Below are 17,519 nucleotides of genomic sequence, written 5' to 3'. Positions count from 1 at the left end.
GAAACAGCTTCATCCCTGAAGCTGCACATCGGTCTAGAAGTCCACGGTGGCCGAAAGCAGGTAAGTGCGCGGCGTTGCCAGGGTCAAGCCTGCCTCGCTGTCATCCGAGGCGCCGGCTGAACTCCAGTAGCGCTTGTCCGCGACGTTCTCGACATTGGCACGCAGGGTGATGTTCTTCTGGTCCACCTTGAACGCGTAGCGCGCGCCTACATCCACACGCTCCCAGGAATCGATTTCCTTGGTGTTGGACTGGTCCAGGTACTGCGAGCTGGAATGGATGGCGCGGCTGGTCAGGGTCAGGCCCTGCACGGTCGGCACATCCCACTCGGCGCCCAGGTTGACATTGTATTTGGGCGTGGCCGGTGCCCGATTACCATCAAAGGCGCCATCGGTGGTATCGGTCAAATCGCTGTCGATGTACATGACCCCGCCGAGCAAACGCAACCCCTTGAGCGGCTCACCGAACACGCTCATCTCAACCCCGGTGTTCTCGCGTTTGCCGTTCGGGCCGAAGACACGCGTCGTGGCATCGGTGGCGTAGGCAGGCTGCTTGATCCGGAAGACGGCGGCGGTGACGGCGAGCGCACCCGCGTCATATTTGGCTCCCACCTCGACCTGACGACTGATGAACGGCGGGAATATTTCGTCCTCGTTGATCGAGGTCGATGGCGCGATCTTGCCCTGGCTCAAACCTTCCATGTAGTTGGCATACAACGACAGCTTATCGGTTGCCTTGAACAGGATTCCGCCCGACGGCGACATCTTTTCCTCGTCGTACGCGGTGGCGCCTTTGACGTTATCCGTCCAGTCGTCAACCTTGATCCGCTGCCAGCGGGTGCCGAGGGTCAGCAGCAGCCGGTCATCGAAGAAACCCAGAGTGTCGGACAGCGCCACGCCGGTGGAGCGGTTTTCGGTATAGACCTTGCTGTCCTGGCGCGTGGGGTCGCTCGGAGTCGGCGTTTGCACCGGGTCATACAGGTTGCTCGGGGACGAAGCATAACGAGCGCCGCCATTGGTGAAATCCATGTAGAAGTAGCTGGCGGCCAGGTTGATCTCATGGCTCACCGGGCCGGTATGGAACCAGTTGCGCACCCCGGCCGTGGCCGTGCGGACATTTTCATCGCGGGTAAAGTCGCGGGGTTGAACGCTGAAATCGCCAGCGTCGTTGCTGACCGAAACGTTGTGCCGCAGGAAGTCATGATCACTTTTGCGCGCCCCTGCACTGCCGTACAACATCACGGAATCGTTGACATCGTATTGCGCGTTCACCGCGCCGAAAGTGTCCTTGGTGCGCGCCTTGCTCCAGCGCTGAGCGTAGTTGCGGCGCACATCGCTGGCGTGCGGGACCTGTGCGTTGGCCCCTACCAGCACGCGCTCCTGCGGCGCGTCGGTATCGCGCTCGGTGCGCCCGATATCCGTCGAGAGGCGTAGACGCTCGCCACGAAAATCCAGGCCCAGCACGGCCATGTCACGGTCGACACTCTGGTGATCCCATTCAGTGTCGCCGGACTGCTTCACGCCGTTGAAACGAACGCCGAACTGGTTGTCTTCACCAAAACGCCGGGCGACATCCACAGCGCCGCCGAGCTGGTTGTTGGAGGCGTAGCTGCCCGTGAACGAAGTGATGGGTTTGTCGGTGGCCCGCTTGGGCACCACATTGATCCCGCCACCCACGCTGCCACGTGGCGAGACGCCGTTGATGAGCTGGGTCGGGCCCTTGATGATGTCGACGCGGTCGGCCATCTCCATGTCGATCGAATAGGTCGGCAGGATGCCGTAGAGACCGTTGTAGTCGACATCACTGTTGAACAGGCTGAAACCGCGAATGGTGAACTGCTCGAAACGCCCGCCTGCCGGATTGGTGGCGCGAACCGAAGGGTCGCTGGCAATCAGGTCGCCCAGGGTCCGAGCCTGCTGGTTCTTGACCACTTCGCTGGTATAGGTGGTCATGCTGAACGGGGTTTCCATGAAGTCTCGCGACCCGAGCAAGCCTTGCGAGCCGCGGCGCGCGACCTGGCCACCGGCATAAGGCTCGCCCTGCGCCAGGCTCGTGGCCCCCATGATCGAGGTGGGCGCCAGTTGCAAGCTGCTGCCTTCCGGCGCCGGGGTCAGGATGTAAGCCTGCTCGCCCACCGGCTGCAGTTGCAGACCCGAGCCCTGCAACAGCCGGGCAAAGCCCTCCTCCACGGCATACTCCCCCGACAGACCGGGGCTGTTATGCCCGCTCACCAGGGCCGGGTCGACCGACAGGTTGACCCCCGCCAGGCCGGCGAACCGGGTCAGCGCGGCGCTGAGGCTGCCGGCCGGCACCTGATAGCTGCGTCGGGCAGCTTCTTCGGCTTGGCTGGAGGACATGAACAATGGGCTGGCGCTCAGGCTGAGCACGAGGCTCAGGTTCAACAGCGGACGCCAGCCGGCAAGGGCCGGGCGAAAACGCAAAGGTACTACTGCGGACATTGGGGGGAGCTCTCGTTTTTGTTCAGTTGCCTTGAATGACAAGCGAGACAAAAAAAGGGGACAGGCGTCAGACAGTATTTTTGCGCAGCGTCAATGTGACCCAGTATCGGGTGCGCGTTTGCACGTGCAGCGGCAGGCTGGCCGAGAGCAACGCGAGGATTCGATCGGTGTTTTCCAGACGGAAGCTGCCGGTCACCCGCAGCGACTCCAGGGCGGGGTCCCAACGCAAAAAACCTGAGCGATAACGGCCCAGTTCACGGAGAAAATCCCCCAACGGCTGGTTCTGCGCCACAAGTACACCGTCACGCCAACCCAACTGCGCTACGTCGAACGCCCCCACCGGTCCGGCGCCCGAGGCCAAGAGGTTGACCTGCTCGCCTTCCTTCAGTGTCAGCATTGGCCCGCGCAACGGTTGCAGTTGCACCGAACCACTGAGGACCGACACCCGGCAACTGCGCTCATTCAGGCGTACGCAGACCTCGCTACGGCTGACGGAGATCAGGCCGAACGGTGCCTGAATGGCCAATGGCGCAGGCCCCTGGACATTGAGGGCCATCTCCCCTTGCACCAGCACCAGGCGTCGAGCCTTGAGGTCCAGGTCCAGGGCGCTGTCGGTATTCAACTGCAAGGCGCTGCCGTCGGCCAGCGACCAGCGCCGCTGTTCGCCCGTGGCCGTGTGCAGGTCGGCGCGCCAGACCTCCAGCGGCAGCTCTCGCCCCAGCCACCAGGCCGTGGGCACCAACGCGGCGACGCCGAGCGCACGCTTGAGCACCGCCCGACGGGGCAATGCCGGGCGATCCAGGGTCGCCATACCCAATGAAGTCGGCACCCCGGCGAAACGCTGGCGCAATCGCTGGGCTTTTTGCCAGGCGGCCTCGTGGTGGGCGCTGCTGTCGCGCCAGCGTTGCAGCGCGGCGCAATCGAAGTCATCCCCGCCAGACTCCATCATGGCAAGCCAGCGAGCCGCCGCCCGGGCGACTTCGCGAGCTTCAGGCGAAGGGGCCTGGCGCATCAAAACTCCACCAACAGGCAATGCTCATAAGCCTGGGCCATATAGCGCTTGATGGTGCGCTCCGACACCTGCATGCGCTCGGCGATTTCACGGTAGCCCAGGCCTTCGAGCTGGCTCCACAAAAAAGCCCGCCGCACCAGAGCCGGCAGGCCATCGAGCAATTCATCCAGGGCTTGCAACGTTTCCAGCAGCAGCCAGCGCTGCTCCGGGGACGGTACGCACGCTGGCGGCAAGCTCGCCAAGGCGTCGAGGTAAGCCTGCTCCAGGTTGCGGCGCGCGTAAAAGTTGCTCAACAGACGCTTGCCGACTGTCAGCAGATAAGCGCGGGGTTCGTGCAGATCGGCCAATGGCTGAGCGCTGGACAGTACCCGCAGGAACGTGTCCTGGCGCAGGTCCGCGGCATCCCAGGCATTGCCCATGCGTCGTCTCAACCAGCCTTCCAGCCAGCCACCGTGGTCTCGGTACAGCGCGTGCAAGGAACGCTCCGTTGGCGTAGCTGCATCAGACATGTCAAGAAGCCTTGTGCAAGGAATACATTAAATGAGAGTGATTCTAATTAATGTTCCCACACGAATCCAACTTCTTTATCGAACCGCTCTGTTAATGACACTGGCCTATCGTTTTTTGCCAGCCTGCCAAACGGGTGGTTCGCCCCCCAACGCAGCCAGGGACGAACTCATTTGTTCAAACGGCCTCAGTGGCTGGCATGCAGTTGCTTCTGGACTTGCGGCATGGCCGAGGAGTGGTGGTTAAGGATCTTCCACTGACCGTCAATGCGTTCATAGATAAAGGTGTAGCGCGCCTGAACCTCGCGCTTGGAGCCGTCGGCGTTGGTCAGGGCAAAGGTATAGACACCACTGTCCATCGCCGCGTCAGGTCCCAGGTGACGGATTTCCCGGTAGTTGATCTGCCCCACCGGCTTGCCGGCCAGGAAGTGTTCAAAGTAATCCTGAATCAGTGCCGCCGTGTTGCGCACCTGGTTGGATACGGTGGGCTGCAATATCGCATCCGGCGCATACAGGCTGGTTACTGCAGCAGCGTTGCCGGTTTTGAGGGCCGCGTTCCAGCGGTCGAACAATGCGGCGATTTCACGGTCATTCTGATTCTGTGGCTGCTCGGCTACGGTGCGATAAACGTATGGCGTTGTTTCAAGTGCCAGGGCCAAGGGTGTGGTCAGCATGAAAAAAGCGGCAGCGGCGAAGGTTTTCAGTTTCATCGTAACGTTCCTGTGGGTTTCAATGAGCCGACTTTGCCGGGCCTGGCGGCCTTCGCCATCGGCCAACCGGTGCCGATTGCCTATGCCGTTCGGCAGATAGGCCCGGTGCTGATGACACGCTCTAATACCGCCACGCCGACCGGTCCCATCCACGCTGGAGCCCTATCATGCAAAGCCCACCCCATGACCCCGGCAGTGCCCTGGCCATCCGAACCCAATATCGCCAGTCGCAAAGTCGTGCCGCACGCCTGCGCCTGCTGTTGGGCACCGGCCATGAACTGACGCAATTGCCCCTGTCGGCGATGCGCCAGCGCGCAGTGCAACGAGCGTGCGCATTCATGGCCATGGATCATGGCCTGCTGCTGGAGTGGGCAGCGGACACCACGTTTCGCACCATCGCCAGCCATGGCAGCCAAGAACGGCTCGATCTGCTTGCCAACCTGGCTCAGCCGCCGTCAGCCGAGCCACAATGGCTGGAGTACCCTGGCAGCGCCCTGCCCCAGGTCTTGCGCGTTCCGTTGCGTGGCTCCGACGGTGTGGTGTTCGGGGCTTTATTGCTGGGCAACGGCGTAGCCCTCGGCACGCCGGACAACGAGGATATTGAGTCACTGCAATTGCTGGCGACCCTGCTGGCTGCCCATTTGGAGAACAGTCGTCTGCTCGAAGCGTTGCAGGCCCGCGAACGCACCATGTCCGAGCTGGTCCATCGACTGTTCAGCGCCCAGGAAGACGAACGCAAGCGTGTGGCCTACGACCTGCATGATGGCCTGGCACAGAACCTGGCCGGCCTGCATCAGCGCCTGCAGGGGTTCGCCGGTCGCTGCCCGCCTCTGCCGCCGGCCCTGGCGAACGACTTGCAGGCCATCCTCGATCTCGCCCGGGGTTGTGTCGGCGAAGGCCGGCAGTTGATCGGCGGTCTGCGTCCCCATGCGCTGGATGACTTCGGTCTGTACAAAGCCGTCGACAAGGAAGCCGACCGCCTGCGGGATGCAGGCCTGTCGGTGGACTGGGCCGAGCACAGCGCCGCTCGCCTGCCGGGCAACACCGAAATCGCCTTGTTCCGCATTGCCCAGGAAGGCATCAACAACATTCTCAAGCACGCCCGGGCCAGCCATGTACGCCTGGGATTGATGGTGAGCGACGACCGGGCCTCGCTGCGGGTCGAAGACAATGGCCGTGGTTTTGCTCTGGAACAACCCATCGAGACCAATGGCACCTGCCATCTGGGCCTGGCGGCCATGCAGGAACGTGCCAGCCTGCTGGGCGGCCACCTGAGCTGTTTCAGCCAGCCCGATGGTGGCACCCGTTTGCTGGCCAGCGTCCCCCTACCCACCCACGGAACACACTCATGACGTCCCCTTTACGCCTGCTTTTGGCCGATGATCACGAAGTGACCCGCACCGGTTTTATCAGCATGCTGGCCGGCAGCCCGGGGTTCGAAGTCGTCGGCCAGGCCAGCGACGGCCAGGAAGCCCTCGATCTGTGCGAGCGGCTGCAACCGGACATCGCCATTCTCGACATTCGCATGCCGGTGCTCAATGGTCTGGGGGCGGCGCGTATCCTGCAGCAGCGCCAGCCGGGGATCAAAGTGGTGATCTTCACCATGGACGACAGCCCTGATCACCTTGAAGCCGCCATCGGCGCGGGCGCGGTCGGTTATCTGCTCAAGGATGCCAGCCGCGATGAAGTGCTGGACGCCCTCAAACGGGTCGCCCAGGGCGAAGAGGCCCTGAACAGTTCGGTCAGTGCGCGCCTGCTGCGGCGCATGGCCGAGCGCGGTGCCAGTGGCGCTACCCCGGTCCAGGCCCTGACAGCCCGCGAGCGTCAGGTGCTGGGGCTGGTGGCCGGCGGCTTCAGCAACCGTGAAATCGGCGAAAAACTCGGCATCGCCCCCGGCACCGCCAAGGCCCACGTGGAGCGCGTCATCGGCAAGTTGGGAGCCGCCGATCGAACCCAGGCCGCCGTGCGCGGTGTTGCCCTGGGGTTGGTGGCACAACCCAGCGGGCAATGGCCATGAGATTCCTCGCCGCCCGCCGCTGGGCCAACCTGCCATTGCGGGGCAAGGCATTGGTGGTCATTTCCCTGCCCCTGGTGGTGCTGTTGCTGTCGCTGGTGCTGATCTACATCACCGAACGCCAGACCGCCCGGGCCGAAGAAGACGTGCGCCGGGTGCTGCTGGTCCAGGGCGATATCCAGACGGTGCATACCCTGCTGGCCGAAGCCGCAGCCAGCGTGCGCGGTTACCTGCTGACCCGGCGCGAAGACTTCCTGCCCAGCTACGAACAGGCCACGCCGCTGATCAAGGCCGCGTTGCAACGGTTGGACCACAACATCCGCGATGCCCGGATGCGTGAGCGCCTCAAGACCATCACCCCACTGATCGCAGAAAAACTCGATGGGCTGGATGCCTTGCGCAACGGCAAGGCCGATGACACAGCGGCCATCACGACGATTCTGATCGAAAACAAACACGTCCTGGACGTGCTGCGCGAGCAGATCAACGCCATGCGTATACGTGAGGACGCCCTGCTCGCCGACCGCAGTGCCGCCGCCTCGGCCACGCGCATGCGCCTGTTGTTCGCCACGCTACTGGCGGCGCTGTGCGGGCTGCTTGGCGCCATCGTGGCGGTGCTGTTCCTGTCCAAGGGCATTGTCGCCCGCGTGCAACAGGTGCAAGGCAACGCTCAGCGCCTGGCCTTGGGTCAACCGTTGCTGCCGCAACCGCCGGAGCAGGACGAAATCGGCCAGTTGGGCACTCGTCTGGTAGAGGCCGGGCAGTTGCTTGCCGAACGCGAGCGGGCTCTGCGGGATAACGAAGAACGCTTGCGACTGATCATCGATGGGGTGAAGGACTACGGCATCTTTGCGCTGGACGCTCAAGGCCATGTCATTACCTGGAACGCCGGCGCCGAACGGATCAAGGGTTACACCGAACAGGAAATCCTCGGCCGGCATTTTTCGTTGTTCTATCTGAGCGAAGAATGCCCGGCGCACCCGGACATGGCGCTGCACGAAGCGGCCCGTGACGGTCATTACATGGAAGAAGGCTGGCGCTGTCGCAAGGACGGCAGCCGCTTCTGGGCCAGTGTGGTCATCACTGCCCAGTACGACAGTACCGGCACCCTGCGCGGGTTTTCCAAGATCACCCGCGACATCACTGACCGCCGCGCCGCCGAGATCGCCCTGCGCACCGCCCGTGAAGAAGCCGAAAGCGCCAGCCGCGCCAAGAGCGAATTTCTTTCGCGCATGAGCCACGAACTGCGCACCCCCCTGAACGCCATACTCGGCTTCGCGCAACTGCTGGACATGGACTCCAGCGCCGGCCAGCGCCCACAGGTCAGTCACATCCTGCGCGCCGGTCAGCATCTGCTGGCGTTGATCAACGAGGTGCTGGACATTGCCCGGATCGAGGCCGGTCGTCTGCCGCTGAACATTGAGCCGATTGCCTTGACGACGGTGTTGCATGAAGCCCTGACGCTGGTTTCCCCCATGGCGGCCGACGCCGGGATTCAGTTGGCCGAGCTGGCGCCGTTACCCGACAGCAGCGGTGTGCTGGCCGACCGTCAACGCCTGGTGCAGGTGCTGCTCAATCTATTGTCCAACGCCATCAAGTACAACCGGCCCGGCGGTGAAGTGCGCATTGAGGTGACCACCCAGGGGCCGCGAGTCAGCATTGCTGTCAGCGACACCGGGCATGGCATTGCCCCTGAGCAGCTTGACCGGTTGTTCAAGCCGTTCGAGCGCCTGGGTGCCGATCCACAGGTCGAGGGCACCGGTCTTGGGCTGTCCTTGAGCAAGAGCCTGCTGGAAATGATGCAAGGCAGCCTGCAGGTCCACAGCGAGCCGGGGCAAGGTTGTTGTTTTACCCTGCAATTGCCCGGTGCCCGGGTGGAACACGCCCGCTTGCCCCCCATCGTCGCGCTGAAGGCACCGCGTCCGTCAGTCGAATATCACGGCAAGATACTGTGCATCGAAGACAACCTGTCGAGCCTGGCGCTGATCGAGACCCTGATGCAGCGACGTCCGGGTATTCAACTGCTGTCGAGCATGCAAGGCCAGTTGGGCCTGGACCTGGCTCGCCAGCACGCCCCGCAGTTGATCCTGCTGGACGTGACCCTGCCGGACCTGACAGGCCTGGAGGTGCTGCGCCGCTTGCGGCAATCGGCGGCTACGGCGTCCACACCGGTACTGATGATCACCGCCGATGCCAGCGACCTGACCCACCGTGCCCTGCACGAAGCCGGGGCCACAGCGATCCTGACCAAACCCATTCATATCCAGGCCTTTCTCGGCCACCTTGAACGTTATTTACCGGAGCCCGCATGAATCGCGATTTGCGCATCCTGATCGTTGACGATCAGCGCCCCAACCTGGACCTGATGGAGCAGTTGCTGGCTCGCGAAGGGCTGCACAACGTACTGAGCAGCACCGAGCCTTTGCGCACCCTCGACCTGTTCAACAGTTTTGAGCCTGACCTGGTGATCCTGGACCTGCACATGCCGGCATTCGATGGCTTCGCCGTGCTGGAGCAGCTCAACCGGCGCATCCCGGCAAACGACTACCTGCCGATCCTGGTGCTGACCGCCGACGCCACCCGCGACACCCGCCTGCGCGCCCTGGCGCTGGGCGCCCGGGACTTCATCAGCAAACCCCTGGATGCGCTGGAAACCATGCTGCGCATCTGGAATCTGCTGGAAACACGGGCGCTCTATAAGGCGTTGCGCGAGCTGGTTCCATCGCAGCAGATCGAACTGTTGCGCCAGCACCGGCCGGCCGCCGGCGCGGTTTAGTCCGATTACGCCGGGCCGCAACAGGCTCGGGTTCTATTCGATGCGGTAGTGAAAGGTATTGCGCACCGCCGGCACTGTCACGGCCTGGCCGTCGACGATCCGCGGCTGATAACGGAAGGTCTGGGCCGCAGTCAGCGAGGGTCGGATGAACAACGGATGGCAGCCATCCAGCACCTTGGGGTTGTCGATTCGCCCGTCCGGCTTGACGCTGTACTCCACCGTGCAATCGCCTTCCAACCCTTTGTCCAAAGCCCGTTGCGGATAATCCGGGGCCTCTTTGCTCAGGGGTTGATAGTGGCGACTGTCGGCGGAGGCCAGACGCGCCTGTTCGGCTTGGCGTTGCCGGGCGAGCGCCTGGGCCTGTTGAGCCGCTTGGCGCTGTCGTTCGGCGGCCTGTTGCTCGGCTTCCTGCTGACGTCGCTGGTTCTCCTGACGCTCGCGCTGCTGCTGGGCATGTTGCTCGGCCTGCCGCTGGGCCTGTTGCTCGCGCTTTTGCTCCTCGACCCGTTTGCGCGCCAGGGTTGCCTGCTCCAGTTTCTGCGCTTGGAGCCTTGGATCAACCGCAGGTTTGCTCGGCGCCGGGCGTGGCGCTTGCACGGGAGCCGGCGTGGCTTCGACCGGTTCTGGGGCGACCTCTGCCACGGCGGTCGGCGCAGGCGCTTCAGGCACCGGCAGCGGTGGCAACATCACCAATTGCGTGCGCAGCACCCGGGGCGCTTCGACGGTCGGTTTCTCTACGGTCCAGCCCAGCACCAGCAATGCCGCGACAACCGCGTGCAAGGCCACGGCGAGTCCCGCTGCCAGGCTGTTCCTCCAGAAACCACTGCCGGACACCGTGGGTAAACCCAAGGATGGACTGTGCATGATCATCGCCGTCATCGGGGTGCCTCGGTCACCAGGCCAAGGTTGCTCACTCCGCCCTGCTGCAAGGCGGCCATGGCGGCCACGACACGACCGTAGTCGGCGTGGTCGTCGGCACGGATATACACCTGGGTATCGCTGCGCTCGGCGACAACCTGGGCCACTTTGGCGCGCATCTGATCCAGGTCCACGGCGCTGTCGGTCTGGCTTTGGGTGTCCAGTTCAGCACCCAGGTTCCAGTAGTAACCGCCCTCGGCCTTAACAGACAGGGTCAGGATCTGTTGGCGGCTATCGTTGGCCAATGCCTGGCTGGCGACCTTGGGCAGCTCGATTTTCACGCCTTGGGTCAGCATGGGTGCCGTGACCATGAAGATCACCAGCAGCACCAGCATCACATCGATGTAAGGCACCACGTTCATTTCGGCCTTGGGCCCGTGCTTGCGTTGCGGCTTGACTAGCATCTGCCCTCTCCTCTCAAGCGGCCGCGGCCAGGTTCACCGGGGCGCCGTGCAGCTTGCGATGCAGGCGTGCCTGCAGCTCGTTGCCGAACGCGTAGTAGCGTGTCAGCAAGGTCTGGCCGCGGGCGGAAAAGCGGTTGTAGGCGATCACCGCGGGAATCGCCGCGAACAGGCCGATGGCGGTGGCGATCAACGCCTCGGCGATGCCCGGCGCCACGGTGGAGAGGCTGGCCTGTTGCACCTGGGACAACCCCAGGAAGGCATTCATGATCCCCCAGACCGTGCCGAACAAACCGATGTAAGGGCTGACCGAACCGACCGTGGCGAGAAACTGCAAGCCTTTCTCCAACTGCACCTCCTGCTCGCTGATTGCCACTTGCAGCGAACGCTCCACCCCTTCAAGCACCACCTGTGGGCTGCCGGAGGGCACGTTGAGCTGGGTGAAAGCCTGGAAGCCGGCGTGAAAGATCGGCTCCACGCCGCCCTCTTCCTCGCGCACCTGGGCGGTCTCGCGCAGCAGCGCTGGCAAATCGCTGGTGCTGCGAAAACGCTGCATGAAACCCTTGAACTGGCGCTCGGTGCGGCGCAGCACGGCGCTGCGCTGGATGATCAGGTACCAGCTCAGCAGCGAGGCCAGCAGCAGTGTGAGCATAACGGCCTTGACCAGAAGACTCGCATCGCTGATCAGGCCCCAGATTGTCATATGTTCCAGCGTGGCTTGCATGGGTAGAGCTCCTGTCTGGCTGCTATTCGATGAAATGTTCATGACCGGTTGATGACAGCGCCGCTCAAGGCAGGCGCAAGGCTTTCGCGACTTCGTTCCAGGGCACGAACTTGAAGTTCTGGGTCTGCTCGGGCATCCGTTTGCGGCCGTCCTGGACCACCAGCATGCCGTCGCTCCAGGGACCGCCAAGGTTGGCCGAAGTGACTTCCAGGCCATCGGTTTCCGAGGCGCCGTCGATGCCCGCGGCGCCGTTCAGGCCGACACGGAACGCACCGCGCACGGCATAAGGCGGTTCGGCATCAAGTAGCACATAGCTGTCGTTGCCCTGGCTTGAGATCACCAGGTAATCGTGGCCGGCGCCTTGGTACAGGGCGATGCCCTCGACGTCGGCATGCAACTGAGGTCCGACCTTGATCACGTTGTCCAATGTCGCCGGTCGGTCGGCCCGGGCATCCACCGCCCAGACTCCGACGTCTTCTTCACCGAGAAACAGCCGCTGGCGCCGGTCATCGGCGACGCAACCTTCAGGCTGGCTGTCGACGCTGAACTGGCGCACCAACTCACCTTTCACCACACCGTCCGGGGCGCTGAGGCGGTACTGCAAATAGCGCCCGTCCTTGCCATTGGCGAAGGCATACAGTTCGCCCTCAACCGGCTGGAACAGGCAGATGCCGTAGATTTCCTTGAGTGGCGTGGGGATCTCGCCGGCCTCGCGCAGTTCGCCGCTGACCCGGTCGATGCTGAACAGGCTGAGACTGTTGCGGTCGCGGTTGCTGGCGACTGCCAGATCGACGGTTTGCGTGCCCAGCTTGAAGTTGCCGCGCACATCGACGTTGTTGAGGCGGCCCACCGCCAGCTCCTGCAGCAGCTTGCCGTGCAGGTCATACGTCAGCAGGCCTTGCTTCTTGTTGGTGCCTAGCACCCGGCTCAAGGCAGGTGTCGTGGGATGAACCCAGATCGCCGGATCATCCGCCGCGTCGCCCTGGCGCGCCACCGGCTCGCTCTGGCCAACGGCAGCCACTGTAGGCAGCACCGGCGGCAGGGACACAGGGGTGGGTTGCCAATTGATTTGGCCCTGATACAGGCGTGCGCTGTCATCGTCGCGCAACAACAGTTCAAGGCCGTTTTTCGTCGCCCGTACCGCCAGATTTTCCGGCTCGTTCAGGCCCGGCAGCGCCAGACGGGCTGTCGAGGTCCAGCCCTGGCCGTCTTGCTGATACAGATGCAGCTGTCGCGCTTGTGGGTCCAGGCCCAGCAACCCGCCTGGTAACGCCGCCAGGTCCCCAGCAGCCTGCTGGATGTCACCGAACGGCGTGCGCATCGCCACGGGTACACGCACGGCATCGGCCTCGGAGGATGCCGGGTAGGCCCACCAGCCGACTTGTTCCTCGTTGACGAACAGTTGATTGGCGCTGTCTTGCACCTGACAGGTCTGGGCATCGGGCGGCAGTGGCAAGCCGCGTACGCGCTGTGCACTGGCGCTCAGGTGCTCGCCGTTGCCCACCAGCCATTGCTCCCCCTTGCCTTCTTCACCCACCAGAAACACAAACAGGTTGCTCGCTTCATCGCGGTACAGGCACAGCCCGTTCACCGGGAAATCTCGCGCAGGAAGGTACAGCGGCGTCCCCCACTGACGTTTATCCGGATCGAGGCTGACCAACAGTGCTTGCTGACGAGTGCTGTCGAGGCTGGCCACCAGAACGTTCGCCCCGAGGGCACGGCTGTCGAGACCTTCGAAGGAGCCCTCCAGGCGTGACAGTTCGCGGCCTTGGGCATCCAGCAACAGCAAGCCTTCACGGGCGCTGGCCAGTCGTTCGCTGGTCCAATGGCCGGGCACGAATCCCAGGGCATTGATCGAGCGTTCCTGTGCCTGAGGCCAGGGTTGCAGCTTCAGGGTTGGGGAAGCCGCCAACGCTGGAACGCTTGCCAGGCTGATGAGCATTGCCAACAGGTACTGCTTGGGTAAAAACAAAGCTGTGTTCAACGGAAAAATCCTTGTCATTGAGCCGGGTTCAAACGGGTCTTTTGTCCACCTGCAGGGCGAGGGGATTTTTCCCCTCGCCCTGACGGATCGGCGTCGCGATCTAGAAATGGGTGAAGGTCAGCCCCAGCTTGTAGGTCGGGCCGTATTCTTCGTATTGACCGTTGTAGGCGCGGTGGCCGGTGTAGACGAAATACGACTCGTCGGTGAGGTTCTGGGCTTCCAGGCTCACTTGCAGGTTTTTGGTCAGGGAGTAGCGGGCGCTGAAGTCGACAAAGGTCTGGGCGTCAACGTGCAGGTCATGGTCGCGGTCGCTGATGGACGCCAGCTCATACAGGTAGGCCGACTTGTAATTGGCCGACAGGCGCAAGCTCAGCTTGTCGTTTTCCCAGCCCAGCATCAGGTTACCCACGGTGTCCGACTGGTTCGGCAGGTCGATGCTGCGCTTGCGTTGTGTTCCGCTGGCCTGATCGAACCCTTCGATCTCGGCGTCCGAGCGACTGAAGGTGGTGTTGGCCCCCAGAAGCAATCCATTCCAGGGGGCTGGCAGCCAGTCGAATTTTTGTGAGTAGGCCAGTTCCAGGCCATAGAGCTTGGCGCTGTCACCATTGGCAAAGCTATGGGCTTCGGAGAAGTCGGCCCAGGCGCCCGTGCCCGCCAGGTCGGTGTTGTAGACGAAGTTCTTGATGTCTTTGTAGAACACGAAAGCCGACACAGTGCCGGCCCGGCCCATGAAATGTTCAATGCCCAGGTCCAGGTTGCTCGACTCCAGGGGTTTGAGGTCCGGGTTGCCGAAGGTCGCCTCGTCATCGTCAATGACAAAACCCGGGGCCAGTTGCCCGAAGGTCGGGCGCACCACGGACTTGGTCCAGGCCGCACGCACCTGGGTGTTCTTGTCCAACTGGTAACGCGCGTGCAGGCCCGGCAGCCAGTGGTGATATTTGCGCCGGGTTTGGGTGTCGGTGAACACGCCGTCGGTAACGCCGCTGCCTTTGGCTTCGAACTCCGTGCCTTCATAACGCATGCCGGCGATCAAGCGCCAATCGTCGATGTCCACCGTGTTCATCAGGTAGGCGGCGTTGATGTCTTCGCTCATCTGGAAGTCATTGACCCGCGACTCTTGCGCATCAAAGAAGGCGTCGCGGTCCAGACCACCCAACAATTGTTCAATGGCTCCGGCACTGATGCCTGGACCGTAACGGCCGAGACTGTAATCCACGTTGCCCTTCTGGAATTGTCCGAGGTTCAACTGCTCGTCGGTGAACCCCAGGTCGCCGAAATCCTCATAGACCCAGGCGTCGAGGTCGTTGTCCTTGTCGCGGCGGCTGACTTTGCCGCCGAATTTGACCTGGGAGGCGTAGCCACTGACGTCATAGTCTCTGGCCAGGTCCAGGCGCAGGTTTTTCTCGGTGTCGGTGGTGTTCTGCTGTTCCCAGTCCACCTTGTCCAGGCTGAAGTTGGCCGGATCATAGAACCCCGAACCAATGATCGGCCGCGGCTTGTCGTTGCCGTAGAAGCCCCCCTCGAAACTATCGATGCCTTCGAATGTGGCACCGGCGATATGACCGGGGCTGTCCTCGCTGGACTTGCTGTAGCCGCCCTGGCCGCTGAGAGTCCAGAGACCGAACATGCGCTCCCCGCCCAGTACATAGGATTGGATCTCCTGGGTTTCTTCACGCTGCTTGATCTTGCGCTCGCCTTCTGCGGCACCCAGCTCGCCGGCCGCTTGTGGATCCTCGAAAGCCAGGCTGGCGGCATTGCGGGTTTCGCTGTCTTTGTAACGACTGTAAAGCGTGCGCAGGTAGTAGCTGCTCAGATCATCAGGCTTGTAGTCGAAGTTCAGCCCGCCGCCGGCGCGCTCCCGACGGATGTCATAGTCGCGTTGTTCGAACTCTTCCAGTCGTGAGCCTTGCTCGAAATCCCAGGCGCCGCCGGTTTCAACGTTGTCCGAGCCAAAATCGCGCTTCTGCCAGCTCAGCGCTGCTGCAACGCCGAAGTTATCGATGCCGTCGCCCAGGCTGAAACGGTCGCTGATAGCGCCAGAGAATTTCGGACTCGTCTGGCCGGTATTCTTGTCGTAGCTGGCTTCGCTGCTGCCGGTGTAGAACAAGCCCTTGTGGTCGAACGCCGAGAGGCTTTTCACGTCGACCGTGCCGCCCAGTGAGTTGGCGTCCATATCCGGCGTCAGGGTCTTGATCACCGACAGCGACTGCACCAGCTCCGCGGGCAGCACGTCCAGGGCAACGGCCCGGCGCTCGCTTTCCGGTGCCGGTACCAGCGTGCCGTTGATGGTCACGCTGTTGAGGTCTGGCCCCAGGCCCCGCACGCTGACAAAACGACCTTCGCCCTGGTCACGTTCGACGCTGATGCCCGGCAGGCGCTGAACGGCTTCGGCGACGTTTTCATCCGGCAACTGCGCCACGCCGTCGGCATGCACCACGCTCTTGATGCTGTCGGCGCTGCGCTGCTCCTTCAGGGCCTGATCGATGCTGGCCGCCTGACCGACCACTTGGACGTGTTCAGTGGTCGTCTGCTCGGCAGCGCTCAGCCGTTCACTGGCAATGGCCATCGCCAACGCGGTGAACGTAAAACCGACGAGCCCGGCAGTGCTTGTGCGGTGATGCATGGTGGTCTCCCCCAGGAATCCGAAAATCCGCCAGGCAACGGCCCGGCAACTGGGAGGGCACGCTAGGGGTGGGGGGTGACGGTTCTGTGACAGCGTTTGCCCGCAGGGCCTAAAACACACTGATGTGAGGGGGTTGGCGGACCAGAATGAGCTGAAATGACCTGTTTCCGAGCCGCACAGGCCTTCAGCAGCCGATCACTTTTTGCGAAACGTCGCTCCACACCGCTGTGGGAGCAAAGCTTGCTCGCGATGCAGGCGCCTCGACCCCCTGAAAAACCGCGTCGTCTTCGTCGCGAGCAAGCTTTGCTCCCACAAAATCCCCTCGCCACAATGAGATAAGGGCGATCTCATGCATAAAAATCCGGACAACCAATGAGCTGATTCGACCTCCCCCACCCATTCACCCACCGTCACCGCACTGTCACATCCATCTGCTGTGCTGAGCCGCATTCCGCTTCTGGCAAAGGATTCCGGCCATGTTCTCCGTGCTGCGCCCGCACCGCCTCAAACTCACCCTGCTTCTGCTGGCGGCCAACCTCGGGCTGATGCTCCACCTGGCCAACGGTGAGCTCAAACCGCTGAGTGAGTGGGTCTGGCTGGATATCCTTGGCGAAGGCGGCTCGGCCTTGCTGGCGCTGGTCTGGCTCGGCCTGGTGCTCAAGAGTCGCCCGGCCGGTCGGGTGACCAACTACCTCGTATGGGGCCTGGGTTGCATCTTTTTTTCCTGGTGGATCGACAGCCTCGACGAGTTCATCCGTTTGCCCGACAGCATCACCTGGGACCACTGGCTGGAGTCCGGGCCGATGCCGGTGGGCATGATTCTGCTGACCCTCGGCATCTATCACTGGCACCGGGAACAACTGGCGATCAACGGACAAATGGAGAAGCGTGAACGGTTGTTCCGCGAGCACCGCCTGTTCGACAAACTCACGCCGCTGGGAGGCGCGGACTTTTTCAGACATGAACTGACGAGCAGCCTGGAGGACAGCCGACGCCGCCAGCAGCCCTTGTCATTGCTGGCCCTGGACCTGGACAACTTCACCGCCATCAATCAGCGCTTCGGTCACGGCGAGGGTGATGCGGTGCTGCAAGCCGTCAGCCAGTTGCTGGTGCTGAACCTGCGCCGTCAGGATCTGCTTTGTCGCCTGGCCGGTGATCGCTTTGTGGTCCTGCTGCCCGACACAGGCGAGAGCCAGGCCCGGTATCTGGCCGCAGAACTGGCCCACGCGGTTGGCAGCCTGGCCCACAAGACCCGGCAACACGGCGAGCGCTTGCAACTGGCCGCCAGCACCGCCGTGGTGATGGCATTTGACGAGTCGCCGGAGGCCTTGCTCAAACGCCTCAACCTGACGCTGGCCCGATCCCGTTCCACGTTGAAAAGCGCCTGAGGCCGG

At 62.9% G+C, this 17,519-nt stretch carries 14 protein-coding genes; 5 read left to right on the top strand and 9 right to left on the bottom strand.

From position 1 onward, the window contains the following. Positions 1-33: 33 nt before the first annotated feature. The 4 genes from PSH91_RS12720 to PSH91_RS12705 form a co-directional block, all read right to left on the bottom strand. Positions 34-2,457 (bottom strand): TonB-dependent receptor, encoded by a 2,424-nt coding sequence (locus PSH91_RS12720; RefSeq protein ID WP_305468382.1) that lies wholly within the window; start codon positions 2,455-2,457, stop codon positions 34-36. Between the two features lie 67 nt (positions 2,458-2,524). Next, positions 2,525-3,469, bottom strand: coding sequence for a FecR domain-containing protein (locus PSH91_RS12715; RefSeq protein WP_305468381.1), 945 nt, complete (start codon positions 3,467-3,469; stop codon positions 2,525-2,527). After that, entirely contained in the window at positions 3,469-3,978 is a 510-nt protein-coding gene (locus PSH91_RS12710) for a sigma-70 family RNA polymerase sigma factor (RefSeq protein ID WP_076384924.1), read from the bottom strand. Before PSH91_RS12710 ends, PSH91_RS12715 begins: the two co-directional genes overlap by 1 nt. A gap of 185 nt (positions 3,979-4,163) precedes the next feature. Beyond that, positions 4,164-4,685, bottom strand: a complete 522-nt coding sequence (locus PSH91_RS12705; protein ID WP_047226507.1) for an SgcJ/EcaC family oxidoreductase — start codon at positions 4,683-4,685, stop codon at positions 4,164-4,166. A 167-nt stretch (positions 4,686-4,852) separates the two neighbouring features. Here PSH91_RS12705 and PSH91_RS12700 point away from each other — a divergent pair, with 167 nt between their 5' ends. From PSH91_RS12700 to PSH91_RS12685, 4 genes are read left to right on the top strand one after another with little or no spacing between them, the layout of a single operon-like run. After that, entirely contained in the window at positions 4,853-6,037 is a 1,185-nt protein-coding gene (locus PSH91_RS12700; protein WP_047226508.1) for a sensor histidine kinase, read from the top strand. Next, on the top strand, positions 6,034-6,702 hold the full coding sequence (locus tag PSH91_RS12695; protein ID WP_047226509.1) for a response regulator transcription factor: 669 nt from the start codon (positions 6,034-6,036) through the stop codon (positions 6,700-6,702). Before PSH91_RS12700 ends, PSH91_RS12695 begins: the two co-directional genes overlap by 4 nt. Next, on the top strand, positions 6,699-9,011 hold the full coding sequence (locus tag PSH91_RS12690) for an ATP-binding protein (protein ID WP_047226510.1): 2,313 nt from the start codon (positions 6,699-6,701) through the stop codon (positions 9,009-9,011). Before PSH91_RS12695 ends, PSH91_RS12690 begins: the two co-directional genes overlap by 4 nt. Then, positions 9,008-9,475 (top strand): response regulator, encoded by a 468-nt coding sequence (locus PSH91_RS12685; RefSeq protein ID WP_047226511.1) that lies wholly within the window; start codon positions 9,008-9,010, stop codon positions 9,473-9,475. Before PSH91_RS12690 ends, PSH91_RS12685 begins: the two co-directional genes overlap by 4 nt. Positions 9,476-9,508: 33 nt before the next feature. Here the strand turns inward: PSH91_RS12685 and PSH91_RS12680 are convergent, their stop codons facing one another. The 5 genes from PSH91_RS12680 to PSH91_RS12660 form a co-directional block, all read right to left on the bottom strand. After that, the gene (locus PSH91_RS12680) at positions 9,509-10,354 is read right to left on the bottom strand and encodes an energy transducer TonB (RefSeq protein WP_305468378.1); all 846 of its coding nucleotides are present in this window, start codon (positions 10,352-10,354) and stop codon (positions 9,509-9,511) included. Beyond that, a complete protein-coding gene (tolR, locus tag PSH91_RS12675) occupies positions 10,351-10,797 on the bottom strand; it encodes a protein TolR (protein WP_047226513.1) in 447 nt (148 codons plus the stop codon). Before tolR ends, PSH91_RS12680 begins: the two co-directional genes overlap by 4 nt. A gap of 13 nt (positions 10,798-10,810) precedes the next feature. Next, positions 10,811-11,518, bottom strand: a complete 708-nt coding sequence (gene tolQ, locus PSH91_RS12670) for a protein TolQ (protein WP_047226514.1) — start codon at positions 11,516-11,518, stop codon at positions 10,811-10,813. A 64-nt stretch (positions 11,519-11,582) separates the two neighbouring features. Beyond that, positions 11,583-13,520 carry a phytase gene (locus PSH91_RS12665; RefSeq protein ID WP_305468377.1) on the bottom strand — a complete coding sequence of 646 codons (1,938 nt, stop codon included), beginning with the start codon at positions 13,518-13,520 and terminating at the stop codon, positions 11,583-11,585. A gap of 82 nt (positions 13,521-13,602) precedes the next feature. Beyond that, positions 13,603-16,125, bottom strand: coding sequence for a TonB-dependent receptor (locus PSH91_RS12660; protein WP_288910758.1), 2,523 nt, complete (start codon positions 16,123-16,125; stop codon positions 13,603-13,605). Between the two features lie 476 nt (positions 16,126-16,601). Between PSH91_RS12660 and PSH91_RS12655 the strand changes: the two genes are divergently transcribed. Continuing rightward, positions 16,602-17,513, top strand: a complete 912-nt coding sequence (locus tag PSH91_RS12655) for a GGDEF domain-containing protein (RefSeq protein WP_160892667.1) — start codon at positions 16,602-16,604, stop codon at positions 17,511-17,513. Positions 17,514-17,519: the final 6 nt, after the last annotated feature.

It is taken from the genome of Pseudomonas sp. FP1154, assembly GCF_030687245.1.
GTDB classification, from domain to species: domain Bacteria; phylum Pseudomonadota; class Gammaproteobacteria; order Pseudomonadales; family Pseudomonadaceae; genus Aquipseudomonas; species Aquipseudomonas rhizophila.
Note: the sequence above shows the minus strand (reverse complement) of the source record. Positions and strands in the feature narration are given on the sequence as shown.

Coding starts and splice junctions, on each gene's coding strand:
- PSH91_RS12680 (WP_305468378.1), bottom strand. CDS start 10,354: ATGACGGCGATGATCATGCACAGTCCATCCTTGGGTTTACCCACGGTG.
- PSH91_RS12700 (WP_047226508.1), top strand. CDS start 4,853: ATGCAAAGCCCACCCCATGACCCCGGCAGTGCCCTGGCCATCCGAACC.
- PSH91_RS12695 (WP_047226509.1), top strand. CDS start 6,034: ATGACGTCCCCTTTACGCCTGCTTTTGGCCGATGATCACGAAGTGACC.
- tolQ (WP_047226514.1), bottom strand. CDS start 11,518: ATGCAAGCCACGCTGGAACATATGACAATCTGGGGCCTGATCAGCGAT.
- PSH91_RS12705 (WP_047226507.1), bottom strand. CDS start 4,685: ATGAAACTGAAAACCTTCGCCGCTGCCGCTTTTTTCATGCTGACCACA.
- PSH91_RS12660 (WP_288910758.1), bottom strand. CDS start 16,125: ATGCATCACCGCACAAGCACTGCCGGGCTCGTCGGTTTTACGTTCACC.
- PSH91_RS12665 (WP_305468377.1), bottom strand. CDS start 13,520: ATGACAAGGATTTTTCCGTTGAACACAGCTTTGTTTTTACCCAAGCAG.
- PSH91_RS12655 (WP_160892667.1), top strand. CDS start 16,602: ATGTTCTCCGTGCTGCGCCCGCACCGCCTCAAACTCACCCTGCTTCTG.
- PSH91_RS12710 (WP_076384924.1), bottom strand. CDS start 3,978: ATGTCTGATGCAGCTACGCCAACGGAGCGTTCCTTGCACGCGCTGTAC.
- PSH91_RS12720 (WP_305468382.1), bottom strand. CDS start 2,457: ATGTCCGCAGTAGTACCTTTGCGTTTTCGCCCGGCCCTTGCCGGCTGG.
- PSH91_RS12685 (WP_047226511.1), top strand. CDS start 9,008: ATGAATCGCGATTTGCGCATCCTGATCGTTGACGATCAGCGCCCCAAC.
- tolR (WP_047226513.1), bottom strand. CDS start 10,797: ATGCTAGTCAAGCCGCAACGCAAGCACGGGCCCAAGGCCGAAATGAAC.
- PSH91_RS12715 (WP_305468381.1), bottom strand. CDS start 3,469: ATGCGCCAGGCCCCTTCGCCTGAAGCTCGCGAAGTCGCCCGGGCGGCG.
- PSH91_RS12690 (WP_047226510.1), top strand. CDS start 6,699: ATGAGATTCCTCGCCGCCCGCCGCTGGGCCAACCTGCCATTGCGGGGC.